17 protein-coding genes are annotated in these 17,314 nt (G+C 67.4%); 5 read left to right on the top strand and 12 right to left on the bottom strand.

All coding sequences use genetic code 11. From position 1 onward, the window contains the following. Positions 1–20 precede the first annotated feature (20 nt). From H0A72_RS11465 to H0A72_RS11455, 3 genes are read left to right on the top strand one after another with little or no spacing between them, the layout of a single operon-like run. Positions 21–1,283 (top strand): Zn-dependent hydrolase, encoded by a 1,263-nt coding sequence (locus H0A72_RS11465; RefSeq protein WP_180155347.1) that lies wholly within the window; start codon positions 21–23, stop codon positions 1,281–1,283. A 4-nt stretch (positions 1,284–1,287) separates the two neighbouring features. Continuing rightward, complete coding sequence (locus H0A72_RS11460; protein WP_180155345.1) at positions 1,288–2,187, top strand: DMT family transporter; 900 nt, start codon at positions 1,288–1,290, stop codon at positions 2,185–2,187. A gap of 20 nt (positions 2,188–2,207) precedes the next feature. After that, positions 2,208–3,704, top strand: a complete 1,497-nt coding sequence (locus H0A72_RS11455) for an aldehyde dehydrogenase (protein WP_180155343.1) — start codon at positions 2,208–2,210, stop codon at positions 3,702–3,704. A gap of 45 nt (positions 3,705–3,749) precedes the next feature. Here H0A72_RS11455 and H0A72_RS11450 read toward each other — a convergent pair whose 3' ends face one another. From H0A72_RS11450 to H0A72_RS11425, 6 genes are all read right to left on the bottom strand, one after another. Next, on the bottom strand, positions 3,750–4,682 hold the full coding sequence (locus tag H0A72_RS11450; protein WP_180155341.1) for an NAD(P)-dependent oxidoreductase: 933 nt from the start codon (positions 4,680–4,682) through the stop codon (positions 3,750–3,752). 54 nt (positions 4,683–4,736) lie between these two features. Continuing rightward, a complete protein-coding gene (locus tag H0A72_RS11445) occupies positions 4,737–6,440 on the bottom strand; it encodes a thiamine pyrophosphate-binding protein (RefSeq protein WP_180155339.1) in 1,704 nt (567 codons plus the stop codon). 18 nt (positions 6,441–6,458) lie between these two features. Then, positions 6,459–7,247 (bottom strand): aldolase/citrate lyase family protein, encoded by a 789-nt coding sequence (locus H0A72_RS11440; protein WP_180155338.1) that lies wholly within the window; start codon positions 7,245–7,247, stop codon positions 6,459–6,461. 34 nt (positions 7,248–7,281) lie between these two features. Next, positions 7,282–8,004 (bottom strand): FadR/GntR family transcriptional regulator, encoded by a 723-nt coding sequence (locus tag H0A72_RS11435; protein ID WP_180155336.1) that lies wholly within the window; start codon positions 8,002–8,004, stop codon positions 7,282–7,284. Positions 8,005–8,129: 125 nt separating this feature from the next. Then, entirely contained in the window at positions 8,130–9,635 is a 1,506-nt protein-coding gene (locus H0A72_RS11430; protein WP_180155334.1) for a tripartite tricarboxylate transporter permease, read from the bottom strand. A 10-nt stretch (positions 9,636–9,645) separates the two neighbouring features. Continuing rightward, the gene (locus H0A72_RS11425; protein ID WP_180155332.1) at positions 9,646–10,101 is read right to left on the bottom strand and encodes a tripartite tricarboxylate transporter TctB family protein; all 456 of its coding nucleotides are present in this window, start codon (positions 10,099–10,101) and stop codon (positions 9,646–9,648) included. A gap of 243 nt (positions 10,102–10,344) precedes the next feature. On the opposite strand from H0A72_RS11425, the gene H0A72_RS11420 reads away from it, so the two are divergent. Together H0A72_RS11420 and H0A72_RS11415 are read left to right on the top strand one after the other, a co-directional pair. After that, positions 10,345–11,043, top strand: a complete 699-nt coding sequence (locus H0A72_RS11420; protein ID WP_180155330.1) for a response regulator transcription factor — start codon at positions 10,345–10,347, stop codon at positions 11,041–11,043. Next, entirely contained in the window at positions 11,040–12,428 is a 1,389-nt protein-coding gene (locus H0A72_RS11415; protein ID WP_180155327.1) for a sensor histidine kinase, read from the top strand. The genes H0A72_RS11420 and H0A72_RS11415 overlap by 4 nt, the downstream gene beginning before the upstream one ends. 28 nt (positions 12,429–12,456) lie before the next feature. On the opposite strand, the gene H0A72_RS11410 is transcribed toward H0A72_RS11415, so the two are convergent. The 6 genes from H0A72_RS11410 to H0A72_RS11385 are packed head-to-tail and all read right to left on the bottom strand — an operon-like array spanning position 12,457 to position 17,285. Beyond that, entirely contained in the window at positions 12,457–13,434 is a 978-nt protein-coding gene (locus H0A72_RS11410; RefSeq protein WP_180155325.1) for a Bug family tripartite tricarboxylate transporter substrate binding protein, read from the bottom strand. Between the two features lie 28 nt (positions 13,435–13,462). Then, positions 13,463–14,413, bottom strand: a complete 951-nt coding sequence (locus tag H0A72_RS11405; protein WP_180155323.1) for an SMP-30/gluconolactonase/LRE family protein — start codon at positions 14,411–14,413, stop codon at positions 13,463–13,465. Next, entirely contained in the window at positions 14,397–15,197 is an 801-nt protein-coding gene (locus H0A72_RS11400; RefSeq protein ID WP_180155321.1) for an SDR family NAD(P)-dependent oxidoreductase, read from the bottom strand. The genes H0A72_RS11405 and H0A72_RS11400 overlap by 17 nt, the downstream gene beginning before the upstream one ends. Beyond that, on the bottom strand, positions 15,198–15,764 hold the full coding sequence (locus H0A72_RS11395) for a carboxymuconolactone decarboxylase family protein (RefSeq protein WP_180155319.1): 567 nt from the start codon (positions 15,762–15,764) through the stop codon (positions 15,198–15,200). A gap of 1 nt (position 15,765) precedes the next feature. After that, entirely contained in the window at positions 15,766–16,362 is a 597-nt protein-coding gene (locus tag H0A72_RS22165) for a DUF4286 family protein (protein ID WP_246436937.1), read from the bottom strand. Then, the gene (locus H0A72_RS11385) at positions 16,359–17,285 is read right to left on the bottom strand and encodes an amidohydrolase family protein (protein ID WP_180155317.1); all 927 of its coding nucleotides are present in this window, start codon (positions 17,283–17,285) and stop codon (positions 16,359–16,361) included. The genes H0A72_RS22165 and H0A72_RS11385 overlap by 4 nt, the downstream gene beginning before the upstream one ends. Positions 17,286–17,314: the final 29 nt, after the last annotated feature.

Raw genomic sequence — 17,314 nt, 5'->3', positions numbered from 1 at the left:
ACATTCGAAAGGAAACCGGCATGAGCGATATTTCCCAATTGACGATAAACGGCGAGCGCCTGTGGCGCTCGCTGATGGAACTGGCCGAGATCGGCGCCACGCCCAAGGGCGGCAACTGCCGGCTCGCGCTGTCGCCGCTGGACGGACAGGGGCGCGACCTGGTGGTGGGCTGGATGAAGGAAGCCGGCCTGGAGATCACCGTCGACCAGATCGGCAACATCTTCGGGCGCCGCCCCGGGCGCCGGCCGTCGCTGCCGCCCGTGGCCACGGGCAGCCACATCGACACGCAGCCCACCGGCGGAAAATTCGACGGCTGTTTCGGCGTGATGGCGGGACTGGAAGTCATGCGCACGCTGAACGAAAAAGGCATAGAAACCGACGCCCCGCTGGAACTGGTCATCTGGACCAATGAAGAGGGCACGCGCTTCGTGCCCGTCATGATGGGCTCGGGCGCGTTCTGCAAGGTCTTTCCGCTTGAAACCGCGCTGTCCGCGGTGGACGTCGACGGCAAGGCGGTGCGCGACGAACTCGTGAACATCGGCTATGCCGGCACGGCGCCGGTTCCTTCGCACCAGATCGGAAAATACTTCGAGGCGCACATCGAGCAGGGCCCCATCCTGGAAGCGGAAGACAAGGTCATCGGCGTGGTCACGGGCTCGCTCGGCCTGCGCTGGTACGACGTGACCGTGACCGGCATGGAAGCGCACGCGGGCCCCACGCCCATGCCCCTGCGCCGCGACGCGCTGTACGCCGCCACCCACCTCATGCAGGAAGTCGTCAAGATCGCGCTGGACTTCGCGCCGCAAGGGCGCGGCACGGTCGGCGTGGCCAACGTCTTCCCGTCGTCCCGCAACGTGATCCCCGGCCGCGTGTCGTTCACGGTCGACTTGCGGCACGAGAACGCCGACCGCCTGGCCGAGATGGACGCCCGGCTGCGCCGGGCCGTCAAGGCCTTGTCCAGCGGCGATCTTTGCGGCTATGCGGTCCAGGTCGACCTGCAGGACGTGCAGCATTTCCCGCCCACGCCTTTCGCGCCGGAACTGATAGACGCGGTCAGGGAACAGGCGCAGGCGCGCGGCTACGCGCACATGCCCATCGTCACGGGCGCCGGCCACGACGCGGTCTACATGGCCACCGTCAGCCCCACCGCCATGATCTTCGTTCCCTGCAAGGACGGCATCAGCCACAATGAAGTGGAAGACGCCAGGCCCGAGCACCTGGAAGCCGGCGCCAATGTGCTGCTGGGCGCCATGCTGACGCATGCCGGCGTGGCGTCGGCCTGAGTCCATGAGCTCCGTCCCCGCACCGGCGCTGTCGCCGCCCGCCTCCCAGAAGGCGGGCGTCCTGCTGTTTCTGTGCGGCTTGATGACCTTCGCCATTTTCGATGCGTCGTCCAAGCATCTGCTGGAAACCTACCCGGCCCCCTTCCTGAACATCATGCGCTATGCGACCGTGGCCTTGCTGGCCGTGGCGATGCTGGTGAGGCACGGGGGGCCCAGGCTGCGCGATGCGCCGCACAAGGGGCTGCTGATCTGGCGGGGCGTGGCCCTGGGCACGGTGGGCACCTGCTTCATGACGGCGCTCATCTGGATGCCGCTGGCCGAGGCCACGGCCATCTACTTCACGTCGCCGCTCATCGTCGTCGTGCTGTCCCCCTGGTTTCTGCAAGAAAAAGTCGGGCTCGCGAAATGGCTGGCCGTCTTCGCCGGCTTCGGCGGCATGCTGCTGGTCGTGCGGCCCGGCAACGACCTGCCGGCGCTGGGCACGGCGCTGATGGTGGCGTCCGCCATCTGTTTTTCCATATTCCAGCTGCTGACGCGCAAGCTTGCGGGCAAGGTCCCCGGCCACATCCAGTACAGCTACACCGCCTTCGTGTGCGTGGTGATCACCGGCCTGCCCGCGCCCTTCTTCCTGCCGGACCCTTGGCCCGACCTGGCCGACTTCCTGTTCATCCTGAGCCTGGGCGTCTGCAACGGCGCCGGCCATCTGCTGCTGATCGCGGCCTTCCAGCGCGTGGCCGCATCCACCCTGGCGCCGCTGAACTACTGCCAGCTGCTCATGGCCGTGGGGTTCAGCACCTTTCTATTCAATCAGCCACCCGACGCACTGGCCATGACGGGCATCGCCCTGATCACCGCGGCGGGTGTTTTCCTCGCCCTGCCGCGCGGCAATAAGCCGCCGGCTTGATCCCGATACGGAGCGGACACATGACATCGACCCTCACGCTGCAAGACTGGCAGGCCCGCGCCAGCAAGCTCAAGCCGAGCACTCAGGCCATCATCGACGGCCGGACGCACGCCGGCTGCGGCGCCCCGCTGGACGCGGTCAACCCCGCCACGGGCCGGACGCTGGCGCAAGTGGCGTCGTGCGACGAGCACGACATCGACCAGGCCGTCCGCGCCGCCCGGCGCGCTTTCGAATCCGGCGTCTGGTCCGGCATGCCCCGCGCCGAGCGCAAGAAGCGGCTGCTCAAGCTGGCCGAACTGATCACGCTGCATGCCGAAGAACTGGCGCTCATCGAAACGCTGGACATGGGCAAGCCCATTTCCGACACCTTGGGATACGACATTCCGGAAGCCGCGCGGACCTACGCCTGGTATGCCGAGACCATAGACAAGCAGTACGATGAAATCGCGCCCACCGACGCGCACGCGCTCGCCACCATCACGCGCGAGCCCCTGGGGGTGATCGCGGCGGTGGTGCCCTGGAACTACCCCTTGCTGATGGCCACCTGGAAGGTGGCGCCGGCCCTGGCGATGGGCAACAGCGTCGTGCTGAAGCCCGCCGAGCAATCCTGCCTGTCCGCCATCCGGCTGGGCGAGCTGGCGCTCGAAGCCGGCATCCCTCCGGGCGTGCTGAACATCGTCCCGGGCACCGGGCCGGTGGCGGGCCAGGCCCTGGGCCTGCATCCGGACGTCGACTGCCTGGCCTTCACCGGCTCGACCGCGACGGGCAAGCGCTTCATGCAATATTCCGGCCAGTCCAACCTGAAGCAGATCTGGCTGGAATGCGGCGGCAAATCGCCCCACATCATCTTCGACGACTGCCCCGACCTGGACCGCGCTGCGTTGGCCGCGGCCATCGGCATTTTCAACAATCAGGGCGAAGTATGCATCGCCGGTTCCCGGCTTTATGTGCAGTCGGGCATTTACGATGAGTTCATGCGCAAGCTGGAGCGGCACGCCGCCGCCATGCAGCCCGGCGATCCGCTGGACCCGAACGCCAAGATGGGCGCCATCGTCGATGAGCGCCAACTGGCGCGCGTGCTGCAGTACGTCGACAGCGGAAAGCGTGAAGGCGCGACGCTGCGCGTCGGCGGCGGCCAAGTGCGCAGCGAAACCGGCGGCTATTATGTCGAGCCCACCATCTTCGAATGCGGCACGCAGTCGCTCACGATCGTCCGCGAGGAAATCTTCGGCCCGGTCCTCGCCGCCAGCCGTTTCGACACGGAGGAAGAGGCGCTGGCCCAGGCGAATGCGTCGATCTATGGTCTGGGGTCGGGCTTGTGGACGGCCGACCTGTCACGCGCGCACCGGGTGTCGCGCAGGCTGCGCGCGGGTCTGGTGTGGGTGAATTGCTATTTCGACGGGGACGTGACCGTACCGTTCGGCGGGGTGAAGCAATCGGGTTTTGGCCGCGACAAGTCGCTGCACGCGCTGGACAAGTACAGTTCGCTGAAGACGACCTGGATCAGCCTAGGGTAGTCGGCTGGGCGGCCGCCGGGGTGCCAGGCCCCCGGCGGCCGGAAATCAATACCCCTTGTCCCGCGCCACGACGCCGGTCAGCGGCTCGCCGCGCAGATAGCGATTGATCTTGTCCGACACCTGCTCGATGGTCTCTTCCCGCAGGCTGGCCGCCGCCACATGAGGCGTGATCGTGATCCGCGGATCCGACCAGAACGGATGATCCTCCGGCAGAGGCTCCTGCTGGAAGACATCGAGCGTCGCGCCCAGCAGGTGGCCCGAGTCCAGCAGCGGCTGCAAGTCCTCTTCCACCAGATGGCCTCCGCGCCCCATGCTGATCAGATAAGCGCCCGGCTGCAGCTGCCGCAGCGTTTCGCGGCGTAGGATGCCGCGCGTCTCGTCCGTGAGCGGCAACGTGTTGATCAGCACGCGCGTGCGCGCCAGGAAAGCCGGGAGCTCGTCCATGCCGGCGAACTTTTGCACGCCGGGCAAATCCTTGCCGCTGCGCGACCAGCCCGCCACGGGGTAGTCCAGGCCAGCGATCGCCTGCGCCACGCGCGTCCCCATGACGCCCATGCCCAGCACGCCCACCGGCCATTTCGAACGCTGGATGTCGGGCTGGGGCTCCCAGCGCTTCTGCTTTTGCAGGCGCTCGTACTCGTCGAAGTTGCGCGATGCCCGTACCAGCGCGTACACCGCGTATTCCGCCATTTGCACGGCCATGCCGGCGTCCTCGACGCGCACCACGGATACGTCCGCGCCCAGGCCGGGCAGGCGGAACAGCGCGTCGACGCCCGCGCCCAGATTGAATACCGCTTTGATCCCGGGTTCGCGCTGGAACAGGTTCTGGGGCGGATTCCATGCAATGGCCAGTTCCGCGCCCACGGAGGCGCCCTGGTCGGACCAGGCGTGGATGCGGGCGGAAGGGATGGCCGCCTGCAGCGGATTGATCCAGGCGTCGTCGTCCAGGTCCAGGGTAGAGGCAAAAATGATGTTCACGTCGATCTGCAATCCAAGGTTTCAGGTTAAAGGACGGAGGGTCATGGAATCATGTCACCCGGCGGCGCGCGCAAGCGCGGCCGCGCGTATCGCCGACAAGGTCTCGCCCGGCGCGATGCCGTCGGCGTCATAGCGGATTTCGAGCAGGGCCGGCAGGTTTTCGGTTTGCGCGAATGCCAGCGCGCGGTCCAGCGCGGCAGGGAAATCCTCGGTTTTTTCCACCGCGATGCCCAGCCCGCCGTAGGCCCGGACGACCTGGGTGAAGTCCGGGTTCTCGAAATCGAGCGCGATGGGGCGCGCCGGGAATTCGCGTTCCTGGTGGGCGCGTATGGTGCCCCACATGCCGTTGTTGAACACCAGTACGACGATGCCCAGGCGATACTGCATGGCCACGCCGAGTTCCTGCATGTTCATCTGGAAGCAGCCGTCGCCCGCCCCGCACACCACGATGCGGTCCGGGTGCTCGAGCTTGGCCGAGATGGCGGCCGGCAGCCCATAGCCCATGGAGCCCACCGTGGGCGCAAGGCTGGTACCCAGTCCGTTGAACGAGCGATAGCGATGCAGATAAAGCGCATAGTTGCCCGCGCCCACCGTGAGGCATGCGTCGTCGGGCAGGCTGCGCCCCAGGTGCCCGGCCGCGGCGTCCAGGCTCATGGGGCCGGGGAAGTCGAGCGCCCTGAGGCTGTCCAGGTATTGGGCGTGCGCCTCCTGGACCGCCGCGCCGCGCGGGACGGCATGCCCGGGCTGCAGGGGCTCCAGCGCCTGCGCGAAGCCAGCGACGCCGGCGACGATGGCCTGGGTGGGCATGAAGACCCGGCCGAGCTCGGCGCTGTCGGGGTAGACATGCACCAGTTTCTGGCGCGGCCGCGGGCTTTCGACCAGCGTATAGCCCAGCGTGGTGGCCTCGCCCAGACGTGTGCCTACGGCCAGAATCAGGTCGGCATCCAGGATGCGGTTCCGCAGTTCGTCGGTCATGCCCCAGCCGACGTGGCCCGCCGCGTTGGGATGGCGCTGGTTGAAGCATTCCAGCCGGCGCCAGGCGGTGCCCACCGGCAGCTCGAAGCGCTGCGCGAAAGCGCTTATGCGCTCGACGGCGTCCTGGGTCCAGCCGCTGCCGCCGACCAGCAGGAACGGACGCTCGGCTTCGTCCAGCAAGGTTTTCAGCCGCGTCATGTCGCCCACGCCCGGATGGCTGAGCGCCCGCTGATACCTGGGCAGGTCTTCGACCACGGCGCGCCCCCACAAGGTGTCTTCCGGCAGCGCCAGGACCACGGGCCCCGGCCTGCCGCTGGTCGCGACCGCGAACGCCCGGGCGATGTATTCGGGTATGCGGTCGGTACGGTCGATCTGGGCGACCCACTTCGCCATCTGCCCGAACATGCGCCGGTAGTCGATTTCCTGGAACGCCTCGCGCTCGTAGAAATCGTTGCCCACCTGGCCGATGAACAGAATCATGGGCGTGGAATCCTGGAAGGCGGTATGCACGCCGATGGAGGCGTTGGTGGCGCCGGGGCCGCGCGTCACGAAGCAGATGCCGGGCTCGCCGGTGAGCTTGCCGTACGCTTCGGCCATGTAGGCCGCGCCGCTTTCCTGGCGGCAGACCACCGCCTGGATGGCGTCCACGTGCTCGTTCAGGGCGTCGATGCAGGGCAGATAGCTTTCCCCCGGCACCATGAACAGCCGGCGCACCCCCTGAATGCGAAGCTGCTGCATCAGAATCTGGCCGCCGTTGCGTTCCACGTCAGACCGAGCTTTCATGCTGATTTCTCCTTTGTTTCATATGGACGGCGACAGCGCCCGATTGAGCGCGGCCACCTGGTCTTCGAAGACCGCGCACTTTGATTTGATGCCGGCGCCGCGCGCCCAGGCGAGATCGTCCGCCTGCGCCCGGGCGTCCGGGTATGCATGCCCGCTGTCGACGGCCAGGCAGCCGGCCGCCGCGCATTCCAGGGCGAAACGGCCGCGGATGGGCCTGAGCGCCGTCGCGTCGCCCGGGTCTTCCATTCCCAGGGCCGCGCCCAGCCTGCCGCCCGCCAGCACGGCCGCCTTGATGCGGGCGCTGGCCGTGAGCACGTCGAAGGTGCGCACGATGGCCAGGGGCGAGGCCAGCACCGGAACGACGGCCGTGCGGCCCGGCGGCAGCCGCAGCCGCGTTTCGCACGCGGCCAGCAAGGCATCGAGCTCTTCGATATGCCGCGCCGCGTCGGCCTGCGACGTCAGCACCGCGTCGGGAGCGCCTTCGATGATTTTCTCGAGCTCGACCTGGCCGCCATGCCGCAGCGAATTGATGCGGACCGCCGCCGCCACGCCCGCCTGGCGGCATTCCCCCAGGAAGTCGACCACCCGTATGCACGCGGCCGCCCTGTCTTGCGGCGCCGTCAGCTCTTCCAGGTCGGCGACCAGCACGTCCGCGCCCGAAGCCAGCGCCCGGCGCTGCGCGGCGCTGTCCAGCCCCGGCACGAACAGCCAGCTTCGGCGCCTGGATGCCGGAAATGCGGGCGGGCGGGCGCGGGCCTCTTGGCAGAGGAGGCTGGAATGATTGCCGGAGGGATTAGGAAGCGGCATGATTCGGATCCATGTGTCGGGGTGAATACACGCTTTACAAGGACGTTCGGCCGAAGTCCGCCCGCAGGCGGGCCAGGATGCCGACCAAGTGGTCGTGCATGGCATGGCGCGCCCGCCCGGCATCGCGTTCCGAGATGGCGCCGAGTATCTGTTCGTGTTCCCGCCGCGCCTGTTCCCATATGTGCTGCGTCACGAAATGAGCTTCCATGCGGGAATAGACGGGGCTGCCCTGGCTCAGGTTCCATAGGTGGGCGATCGCGGACGCCAGCGCGGCGTTGCCGCAAGCGTCGGCAATCGCCAGATGGAACGCGCGATCATGGCGCCCGGGTTCGTCTACGGTGTTCATGGCCCGGTGCGCGGCCTCGATCGCCGCGATTTGCGCCGGCAGCGCCACCTGCGCCGCCAGCGCGGCGCACTCGGGCTCCAGCAGCAAGCGGGTTTCGAGCAGGTCGAAGGGCCCGATGTCGTCGCCGCCGGGATCGGGGCTGGGCGGCGCCGGCTGCGGCTCGGCGCGCTCCGCCGGCGCATGGGTGACGAACACGCCGGTTCCGACGCGGACTTCTACATACCCTTCCAGTTCGAGCGCGATCAAGGCTTCGCGCACGGAGGCGCGGCTGACTTGAAGGTGCTCGGCCAAGTCTCTTTCGGAGGGAAGTCGTTCGCCGGGCGCGAATTCGCCCGCGCGGATCCGGCCGGCGATTTGTCCGGCGATGACCCGATACAGGCGCGGCACGCTGACGGCTTGGAGAGGAATCATTCGATTGACGGGCAGTGGTCTAGTGGTCAGGCCAGTCAATGTAAATGAAAATTCTTGCGGGTGCCAGCCTTTGCGAGGGGAATTAGGTGTAAACCCCAGGTGCGGCCGGCAACCCGTCAAGCCACTCAGTCTTCTTCCACGAAAGTCTCTTCCCGCTTCTTCCGTATCGACGGCAAGGCCACGATCAGTACCAGAATGAGCGCAAGGACCAGCAAGGACGCCGAGAGCGGGCGCGTCACGAAGGTGGTGTATTCGCCCCTCGCCAGCAACAGCGCCCGCCGGAAGTTTTCCTCCATCATCGGACCCAGCACCAGCCCCAGCAACAACGGCGCGCCCTCGCACTTCAGCTTCGTCCACAGATAGCCGATCACCCCGAACGCCGCCGTCATGTAGATGTCGAACACGTTGTAATTGAGCGAATAGACGCCTATCGTGCAGAACACCAGTATCGCCGGGAACAGGATGCGGTACGGCACCTTGAGCAGCTTGATCCACAGCCCGATCAGAGGCAGGTTCAGGACCAGCAGCATCAGGTTGCCGATCCACATCGACACGATCAGCCCCCAGAACAGCTCCGGATGGCTGCTCATGACCTGCGGGCCGGGCTGGATGTTGTGTATCGTCATCGCGCCGACCATCAAGGCCATCACCGCGTTGCCCGGTATGCCCAGGGTCAGCAGGGGAATGAACGAAGTCTGCGCCGCCGCATTGTTCGCCGACTCGGGTCCCGCCACGCCCGCCGGGTGGCCTTTGCCGAAGCGCTCGGGCTCGCGGGAGAGCTTTTTCTCCAGCGTATAGGACGCGAACGACGACAGCACCGCCCCGCCGCCCGGCAGGATGCCCAACGCCGACCCCAGCGCCGTGCCGCGGAGGACCGCGGGATAGGCTTCGCGGAACTCCTTGCGGTTGGGGTAAAGCGTGCCGACCTTGTCGGTGATGTCGACCCGGTTCTCGCGCTGCTGCAGGTTGTTCATGATTTCGGCGAAGCCGAAGACGCCCATGGCGACGATGGCGAAGTCTATGCCGTCCTGCAGTTCGGGGATGCCGAAATCGTAGCGGGCCACGCCGGAGTTCACGTCCGTGCCTATCATGCCCAGCAACAGGCCCAGGAGAATCATCGCGATGGCCTTGGGCAGCGAGCCGGAAGCCAGCACCACGGCGCCGACCAGCCCCAGCACCATCAGGGAAAAATACTCGGCGGGGCCGAACTTGAAGGCGACTTCGGCCAAGGGCGGGGCGAAGGCCGACAGCAATATCGTCGCGACGCAGCCGGCGAAGAAGGAGCCCAGCGCCGCGATCGCCAGGGCCGAGCCGGCGCGACCATTGCGCGCCATCTGATGGCCGTCCAGCACCGTCACCACCGCAGAGGTCTCGCCCGGCAGCGCCACCAGTATGGCCGTCGTCGAGCCGCCGTACTGCGCGCCGTAATAGATGCCGGCCAGCATGATCAAGCCGGCGGTCGGCGGCAGGATGTAGGTGATGGGCAGCAGCATGGCGATGGTCGGCACCGGCCCGATGCCCGGCAGCACGCCGATCAGGGTTCCCAGCAGGCAGCCCATGAAGGCGTAGATCAGGTTTTCGGCCGTGAAGGCGACCGACAAGCCCAGAGACAGATGTTCAAGCAGTTCCATGGCCGGCTCCTCAGCTGAAACTCGGCCAGAGGGGGAAGATCAGACCTAGCCCCCTGATGAACGCCAAATAGGAAAAGAACACCAGGAAGGCGCCGTTGGCCACCGCCACTTTCCAATTGAAATCGTGGCCCGCGATGCTGCTCACGACCACCAGGATGAAGGTCGACAGATACACGCCGAGAAAGTTCAGCAGCACGCCGAACAGCATGACGGACCCGATGATGAGCGCGGTGACGCGCCAGTCGAACTTCTCCACCCGGGTTTCCTGGGCCTTGATCGACAGCGCGCCCAGCGCCACGCCGGCCCCCATCACCGCCAGGATCACGCCCAGCCAGAACGGGAAATAGCCCGGCCCCATGCGGGCCGCCGTGCCCATCTGATAGTGGGTCGCCTCCAATGCGAAAAACAGGCCGATGCCCACGAACATCAGGCCCGACCAAAAGTCCTGCTTAGAGCGTATTCTCATCCTTTCCTCATCCCCTCGCTGCTTGCTGAATCGGCGCGGCGCCTCTTCTTCGCGAACGCCGCGCGGCACGCCATCACCGCGATGGGGCCAGTGCCAAATGGTAGGTAAAAAGCGCGGCGCCCAGGATTACCGGGGCATTACCGTTTGGTAATCTTGCGCGCTTGACCATTCCGCGCCCGCATAGCATTCTTTAAGACCGTCCGTACCCGAAAGAGGAGTGCCTGCCGCGCAGGCATACGAGCCATGTGGCGCTGCCTGATCATTGAAGACGACATCGACAACGCGCGATACATCGCGGCGGGGCTGAAAGAGCTCGGCCATTCCGTCACGACCTGCGCCGACGGCGCGTCCGGCCTGCAGCGCGCCACCGGCGAATACTGGGACGTCATCGTGCTGGACCGCATGCTGCCCAACGACGTGGACGGCCTGTCCATACTCGCCACCCTGCGCGGCCTGGGCAAGCAGACGCCGGTGCTGGTGCTCAGCGCCCTGACCGCGCTGGACGAGCGGGTGCGCGGCTTGAAGGCCGGCGGCGACGACTACCTCAGCAAGCCTTTCGCCTTTCCCGAACTCGCCGCCCGCCTCGAAGCCCTGGTGCGGCGGGCGTCGGCCGATTACAACCTGCGGCAGCTGCAGGTGGCCGACCTGTCGCTCGATCTGATCAGCCGCCGCGTGAGCCGCGCCGGCCGCAACATCTTGCTGCAGCCCCGCGAATTCAAGCTGCTGAGCTACATGATGATGAATTCCGGCCAGGTGCTGACCCGCACCATGCTGCTGGCCGCGGTCTGGGACTACCACTTCGACCCGCAAACCAATGTGATCGACGTCCACATCAGCCGCCTGCGCCAGAAAGTCGACGGCCCCGCCGACCGTTCCCTCATCCATACGGTGCGCGGCACAGGCTACATGCTCGCGCAGGACGAGCCGTCCGGCGCCGCATGAAGCATCGCCTGCGCAACGCCCTGCATGCCGTCTGGAATTCGGTCGCATTCCGCCTGACGCTCAACTACAGCCTGTTCGCGCTGTCCACCTCGCTGATCCTGCTGAGCATCGTCTATTACCAGACCACCGGCATACAGGCTTCGCAGTTCTCGCGGCAGGTCGCCATCACGGCCCAGCGCCTGGGCGCCCATTACAACCAGGGCGGCCTGCAGGGCCTGGTCCGCGAGATCGAGCTGGAACTCGCGGACCAGGTCAATACCGACACCGAGATGTTCCTGCTGCTCGATCCGGCGGGCCGGGCGCTGGCCGGCAACATCGAGCCGGCTCCGGCGCTGGATGCGCTGGGCCCCGAAGGAACCGACCTCACCGTCCTGCTGCGCGGCCGGCCGGCCCACGGCTATGTGGTGGCGCACGCCCTGCCGGACGGATCCCGCCTGATCGTCGGCCACGATCTGCGCGACCTGCACGAGATCACGCAGCTGATCAAGCATGCCAGCCTTGCGGCCGTGGGCGTGACGGCCGTGCTGGTGCTGCTGGGCGCCCTGCTGTTCCGGCGCGCCATGCAGCGCCGGGTGGAGGTCATCCGCCGCACCGCGGCCAAGGTCGGCGCCGGCCAGATCACGCAGCGCGTGCCCATGGAGCGCAAGCCCGACGAATTCGCCCTGCTGACCCACGACATCAACAACATGCTCGACCGCATCGAACTCCTGATGCTGGGGGTGCGCAACGTGTCGGACGCCGTCGCGCACCAGCTGCGCACGCCGCTCACGCGCATGCTGGCGCGCTTGCGCACCATCGATCTCGCGCAGGCCGAACGCCGGGAACTCGAAGCCAGCATCGCCTGCCTGGTCACCGAGATCGAAGACCTGGCCAAGGTGTCGGAAAAGCTGCTGCAGATATCCGAGCTGGAATCGGGAGCGATGCGCAAGCGGTTCGAACCGTCCAGGCTGGACGTCATCGCGTCCGACGTCGTGGAGCTCTATGAAGCGCTGGCGGAAGAAAAAAAGGCCAGGCTGGTGGTCGCGTCGGCGGCGCCGGTGACCGTCCATGGCGACCCCGACCTGCTCGCCGGGGCCATCGCCTGCATGGTCGACAACGCCCTGAAATACGCCGGCAGCCCGGCGCGGATCAAGGTTTCCATCGAACGGCAGGGCGACGAGACCGTGCTCACGGTCGCCGACAACGGGCCCGGCATATCGCCCGACAAGCATGCGCGCATCGGCGAACGCTTCTACCGGCTGCGCCCCGACGTGCCGGGCTACGGCCTGGGCCTGACCACGGTCATGGCCATCGCCAGGCTGCACGGCGCGCGCTTCGAGCTGGCCAACGGCAACCCCGGGCTGCGCGTCAGCCTGCGTTTCGGTCCCGCCGACGCCCAGGGCTAGCCGGCGCCGGCGCGGCGCGCCGGCACGCTCATTCGTTGACCGTGATGCCTTCGGACTTGATGACCTCCGCCCACTTCCTGGTGTCGGCGTCTATGATGGCGGCGAATTCCTCGGGCGAAGTCGGCGTGGCCTCGATGCCGGTGGAACCGACGTATTTACGCAGCGGCTCGCTGTCCATCACCTCGCGCAGCGCCTTGTTCAGGGCCTGGACCTTGTCGGCCGGCGTGCCCATGGGAGCGAACATGCCGTACCAATTGTTGGCGTACACGTTCCGGTAGCCCAGCTCGTCGAAGGTCGGGACCTCGGGCAGCAGGGCCGACCGCTTGGGCGCCGCGATGGCGATCGGCAGCACGCGCTTGTCCTTGATGAAAGGCATGAGCCCGGAGATATCGCCGAAGAAGCCGCCCACCTGGCCGCCCACGGTGTCGTTGATGGCGGGCGCCGCGCCGCGATAGGGCACGTGCAGGATCTCGGCCTTGGTGGCGGCCTTGAGCAGCGAAATCGCCATGTGCGGCATGCTGCCGATGCCGGACGACGACAGGGTCGCGGACCCGGGCTTCTTCGCCGCGTTGTCCAGGAACTGCTTCAGGTCATTGACCTTGCCGTCGGCGGGCACCACCAGCACCTCGGGCGTGGACACCAGCATGGTGATGGGCTGCAATTCCTTCTTCGGGTTGTAGACCAGCTTGGGATACAGCGGCGGATTGATGGCAATGGCGCCCGCCGAGCTCAGGAACAGCGTATTGCCGTCGGGCGCCGCGCGCCCGACATAGCTGGCCGCGATGGCGCCGTTGCCGCCCGGCTTGTTTTCCACGACGACGGGAGACTGCAGCCTGGCTTCCAGTTCCTTGGCGACGACGCGCGCCAGCGTGTCCGCCGGCCCGCCCGCGGGAAACGCCACGACGATGGTCGTGGGCGTGCTGGCCGCCGCGGCGGCCGTGGCGGCAAAGCCCAGCGCAAGCGCCAGAATCGATTTGATCACTACTGTATTTTTTAGAATGGACATGGATGACTCCTTGGTTCTCCGGTCCGCTTCAGCCACCCGCGACACCTTGCGTATTGACATAAAGCGAATAAATCGACGTGCAAGACGCCATGAATAATCGGTTCCGGTGCTTGCCACCGAAACACAGGTTTGCGCAGCGCTCGGGCAGAGCGATCCTGCCTATCAGCTTTCCTTCCGGCGAAAAAACGCGCACGCCGTCCAGCTCCGGGGTGCCCATGCCCCAGCCACACCAAAGATTGCCTTCCACGTCGACGCGCAAGCCGTCGGGCGTGCCGTCCTGCGCATCGAACAGCACGCGTCCGCCGGCCAGCGTCCGGCCGCCGGGCTGCACGTCGAACACCAGCACATTGCGCGGCCGCGCCCGGGACTCCACCACATAAAGCCGGCTTTCATCGGGCGAGAACGCCAGGCCGTTGGGCCCTTGCACGTCTCCCGCCACCACGTCGAGCTCCCCGCTGTCCGGGTCCAGGCGGTACAGGTTGGCCGGCAGCTCCTGCTCCGCCTTCTCGCCCTGGTAGAAGCCCACGATGCCGAAGGGCGGATCGGTGAACCAGATCGACCCGTCCGACTTCACGACCACGTCGTTGGGCGAATTCAGCCGCTTGCCCTGGTAGCGGTCCGCCAGCACGGTGATGCGTCCGTCATGCTCGGTGCGCGTCACGCGCCGGCCGAGATGCTCGCAGGTGATCAGCCGGCCTTGGCGGTCCCGCGTATTGCCGTTGGCGTGATTCGAGGCATGGCGGTACACGTGGGTCTGGCCGGAGATCTCGTCCCAGCGCATGATGCGGTCGTTGGGAATGTCGCTCCAGAGCAGATAGCGCCCGTCGCCCACCCAGACCGGCCCTTCGGCCCAGCGCGATCCGCCCGCGATGCGCTCGACGGCGGCCAAGGGCAGCACGAGCCGGTGGAAGCGATCGTCCAGCGCGACCACGGCGGGATCGGGATAGCGATCGCTCAGGATGTCAGCCGCAGCGCGCACTCATGCCTCCGTCCACGATGAGTTCCGTTCCCGTGATGAAGCGGGCTTCGTCCGACGCCAGGAACAGCGCGGCGTTGGCGGTGTCGATGCCGTCGCCCATGAAGGGCAGCGGGATGCGGGCCTGCCTTTCGGCCAGCAGGCGCTCGACGTCGCCGCCGGCGCGCTGGCCGGCCAGCCGGGTTTCGACCATGGGCGTATGCATCTGCCCCGGAATGACGGTGTTGCAGCGTATGTTCCTGGCCGCATATTCGATGGCCACCACGCGGGACAGCTGTATGACGCCCGCCTTGGCGCTCGCATAGCCCACCTGGGCGGACCCGGTCCAGCGTATGCCCGAGGTGGACGATATGTTCACGATCGCCCCCCTGCCCCGTTCGGCCATCACCGGCAGCACATGCCGGCATCCCAGGTAGACGCTCTTGAGGTTGTAGTCGATCTGGCGGTCCCAGTCGGCCTCGTCCAGCTGCACCGGGCCGCCTTTCATCGACCCGCCCACGTTGTTGACGAGGATGTCCACCGTGCCGAATGCTTCGACGCAGGCCCGCACCATGCCGCGCACGGCCTCGCCGGATGTGACGTCGGCCTTCCAGGTGGCGATCTGCCCCCCGGCTTCCTTGGCGCGCTCCACGGTCTCGACCATGGCGTGCTCGTTCAGGTCCACGGCGAATACCTTGGCGCCTTCTTGCGCGAAGCGATAGGCGATCGCCCGGCCGTTGCCCCAGCCCGGGCCCACGCTGCCCGCGCCCGTGACGATCGCCACCTTGCCCTGCAAACGTCCTTTCATTCAAACCTCCCCATCCTGCGATTCGAAACGCGGCGCCTCGCCTTCGGGCGCCGGTATGCGGAAAACATTGAGCGTCATGGAAATGAGCGTGTAGTAGCCGCAAACGCCCACCAGGTCGACCACGCGGTCGCGGCCCAGCAAGGCGAGCGCGCGCTCGTACAGCTCGTCGGGGATTTCGCGGCGGCGCAGCAGCGTGCTCGCGAACTCGTGGACCATGGCCTGCTCCGCATCCGGAAACTGCGGCCGGATGCCGCGGCGCATGGCATCGACGGCTTGCGTCGGCACGCCCGCCTGCACCGCGATGGGCGCATGGGCCCACCATTCGAAGTCCGACTTCCACCAGGCGGCGATCGTGAGTATCGCCAGCTCGGACAAGGCCGGCGACAGGCTGGAATCGTAGCGGCAGTACCGGCCCAGCGCCTGGGCGTGCTCGGCCAGCCCGGGGCGGTGCAGCCAGACCGCCAGCGGCCCGCGCACCCGGCCGCGCGGGCCCGCCACGATGGCGTCGTGCACGCGGCGCTGGTGGTCGTCCATTTGTTGCGGATCGGGGGGAAGCAGTCGTGGCATTTCAGTTTCCTTGCACATCGGCGCGCTTGAACATGATGCGCCGGGTATTGGTGAAATTCGGCCGCACGCGCGAGCTCCAGTCCGTCGCGCGCACCGCCAGCCAGGGCTCGGAGCCGAAGGTCTCGCGGCTGGCGAGGTCGTAGGCGGCGTGATAGCGGGGCGAGGCGTCCGCCGCCAGATAGCGCCGCGCCCGCACCGTTCCGGGCACGGCAGCCAGGCCGGGCAGGTGCTCGGTGTCATACCATTGGTTGAAATCGTCTTCGGCCGCGGGCAGCACGTCCGTTTCGACCACGTAATGCCAGGGGGCCGGCTGGTCCGCCGACGCCCCGGGCAGGTCCAGCGTGGCTCGCAGCGCAAGCAGGCTCGCCCGCGGGAACAACGCGCCCAGCTGGCCGGCGACGATGCGCCGCAGCGTGTCGAGCGACGGCCCGCCGGCGGCGGCGAGAGGCTCCAGATACGCATAGGTCTCGACGCCGTCGACGGCATGCATCACGTCGAGCGCACAGGCGTCCAGCTCGGGCACGCCCAGGCGCAGCATGCCGGCGATCCGGTCCCGGTCCACGGCCAAGCCGGGAAACTTCATCAGCAAGACGTTCATGGCCGGCGCTCCGCGGTGTGTTCATCGGCGATCTCGGCGAAGCGGTACAAGGCCTGGGGATTGCGCACCAGTATCGCTTGCAGCAGGCCGGGGTCCGGGCACAGTTCGGTGAACGCGTCCACCAGTTCGCCGTCGTCCGGCATGTCGCCGCGCACGTTGGGGTGCGGCCAGTCGCTGCCCCATAGCAGTTGGTCGGCCATGGTGTCGATCAAGGCCCGCAGGAACGGCCGGCCGTCGTCGTAGGGGCGCCGCCCGGTCGAAGAGATGCGGTCCATGCCCGACACCTTCACCCAGGCGCGCGGGTGGCCGGCCAAGCCGAGCACTGCGCGGAATTCGGCGCCATCGACGCCGTCGGCGGCGGACACCCTGCCCATGTGGTCCAGCACGAAAGGCAGGCCCAGGTCCTTGAGCAAGGGAAGCAGGCCCGGGAGCGACCGGCCGTCGCTGTGCATGCACAGGTGCCAGCCCAGCGGCTCGATCAGGCGGGCGACCCGCCGGACTTCCGCCCATGGCGTATTGCGCAGATGGGCCACGAAATTGAAGCGCACGCCCCGCACGCCCGCCGCATCGAGCGCCCGGACGTCCTCGAGCCCCGCGCCAGGCCCGAGCAGGCACACCGCCCGATACCGCCCGCCGCCTTTTTCCAGGGCGTCCAGCACCGCCGACATGTCGAAGCCATGGCAGCCCGGCTGAACGATGACGCCCCGGTCGATGCCCAGTTTCCGGTGCAGGGCGCGCAGGTCTTCGAACGACGCATCCGGAGGCGTGTAGGGGCGGTCGGCGGCGAACGGGAAGCGGCTCGCCGGCCCGAAGATATGGGTATGCGTATCGCAGGCGCCGGCGGGCAGGCGGCGGGCGGGCCGGCGTATCCGGTCCAGGGACAATGGGGGCGGACAGTCCGCCGTGGTGCTGTGCTGGTTCATGCGGCCATGATGGGCCGCGCCGGCTTCCG

It is taken from the genome of Parapusillimonas granuli (genome assembly GCF_013416525.1).
Lineage (GTDB): Bacteria > Pseudomonadota > Gammaproteobacteria > Burkholderiales > Burkholderiaceae_B > Parapusillimonas > Parapusillimonas granuli.
This window is presented reverse-complemented; position numbering and strand designations above follow the sequence as displayed.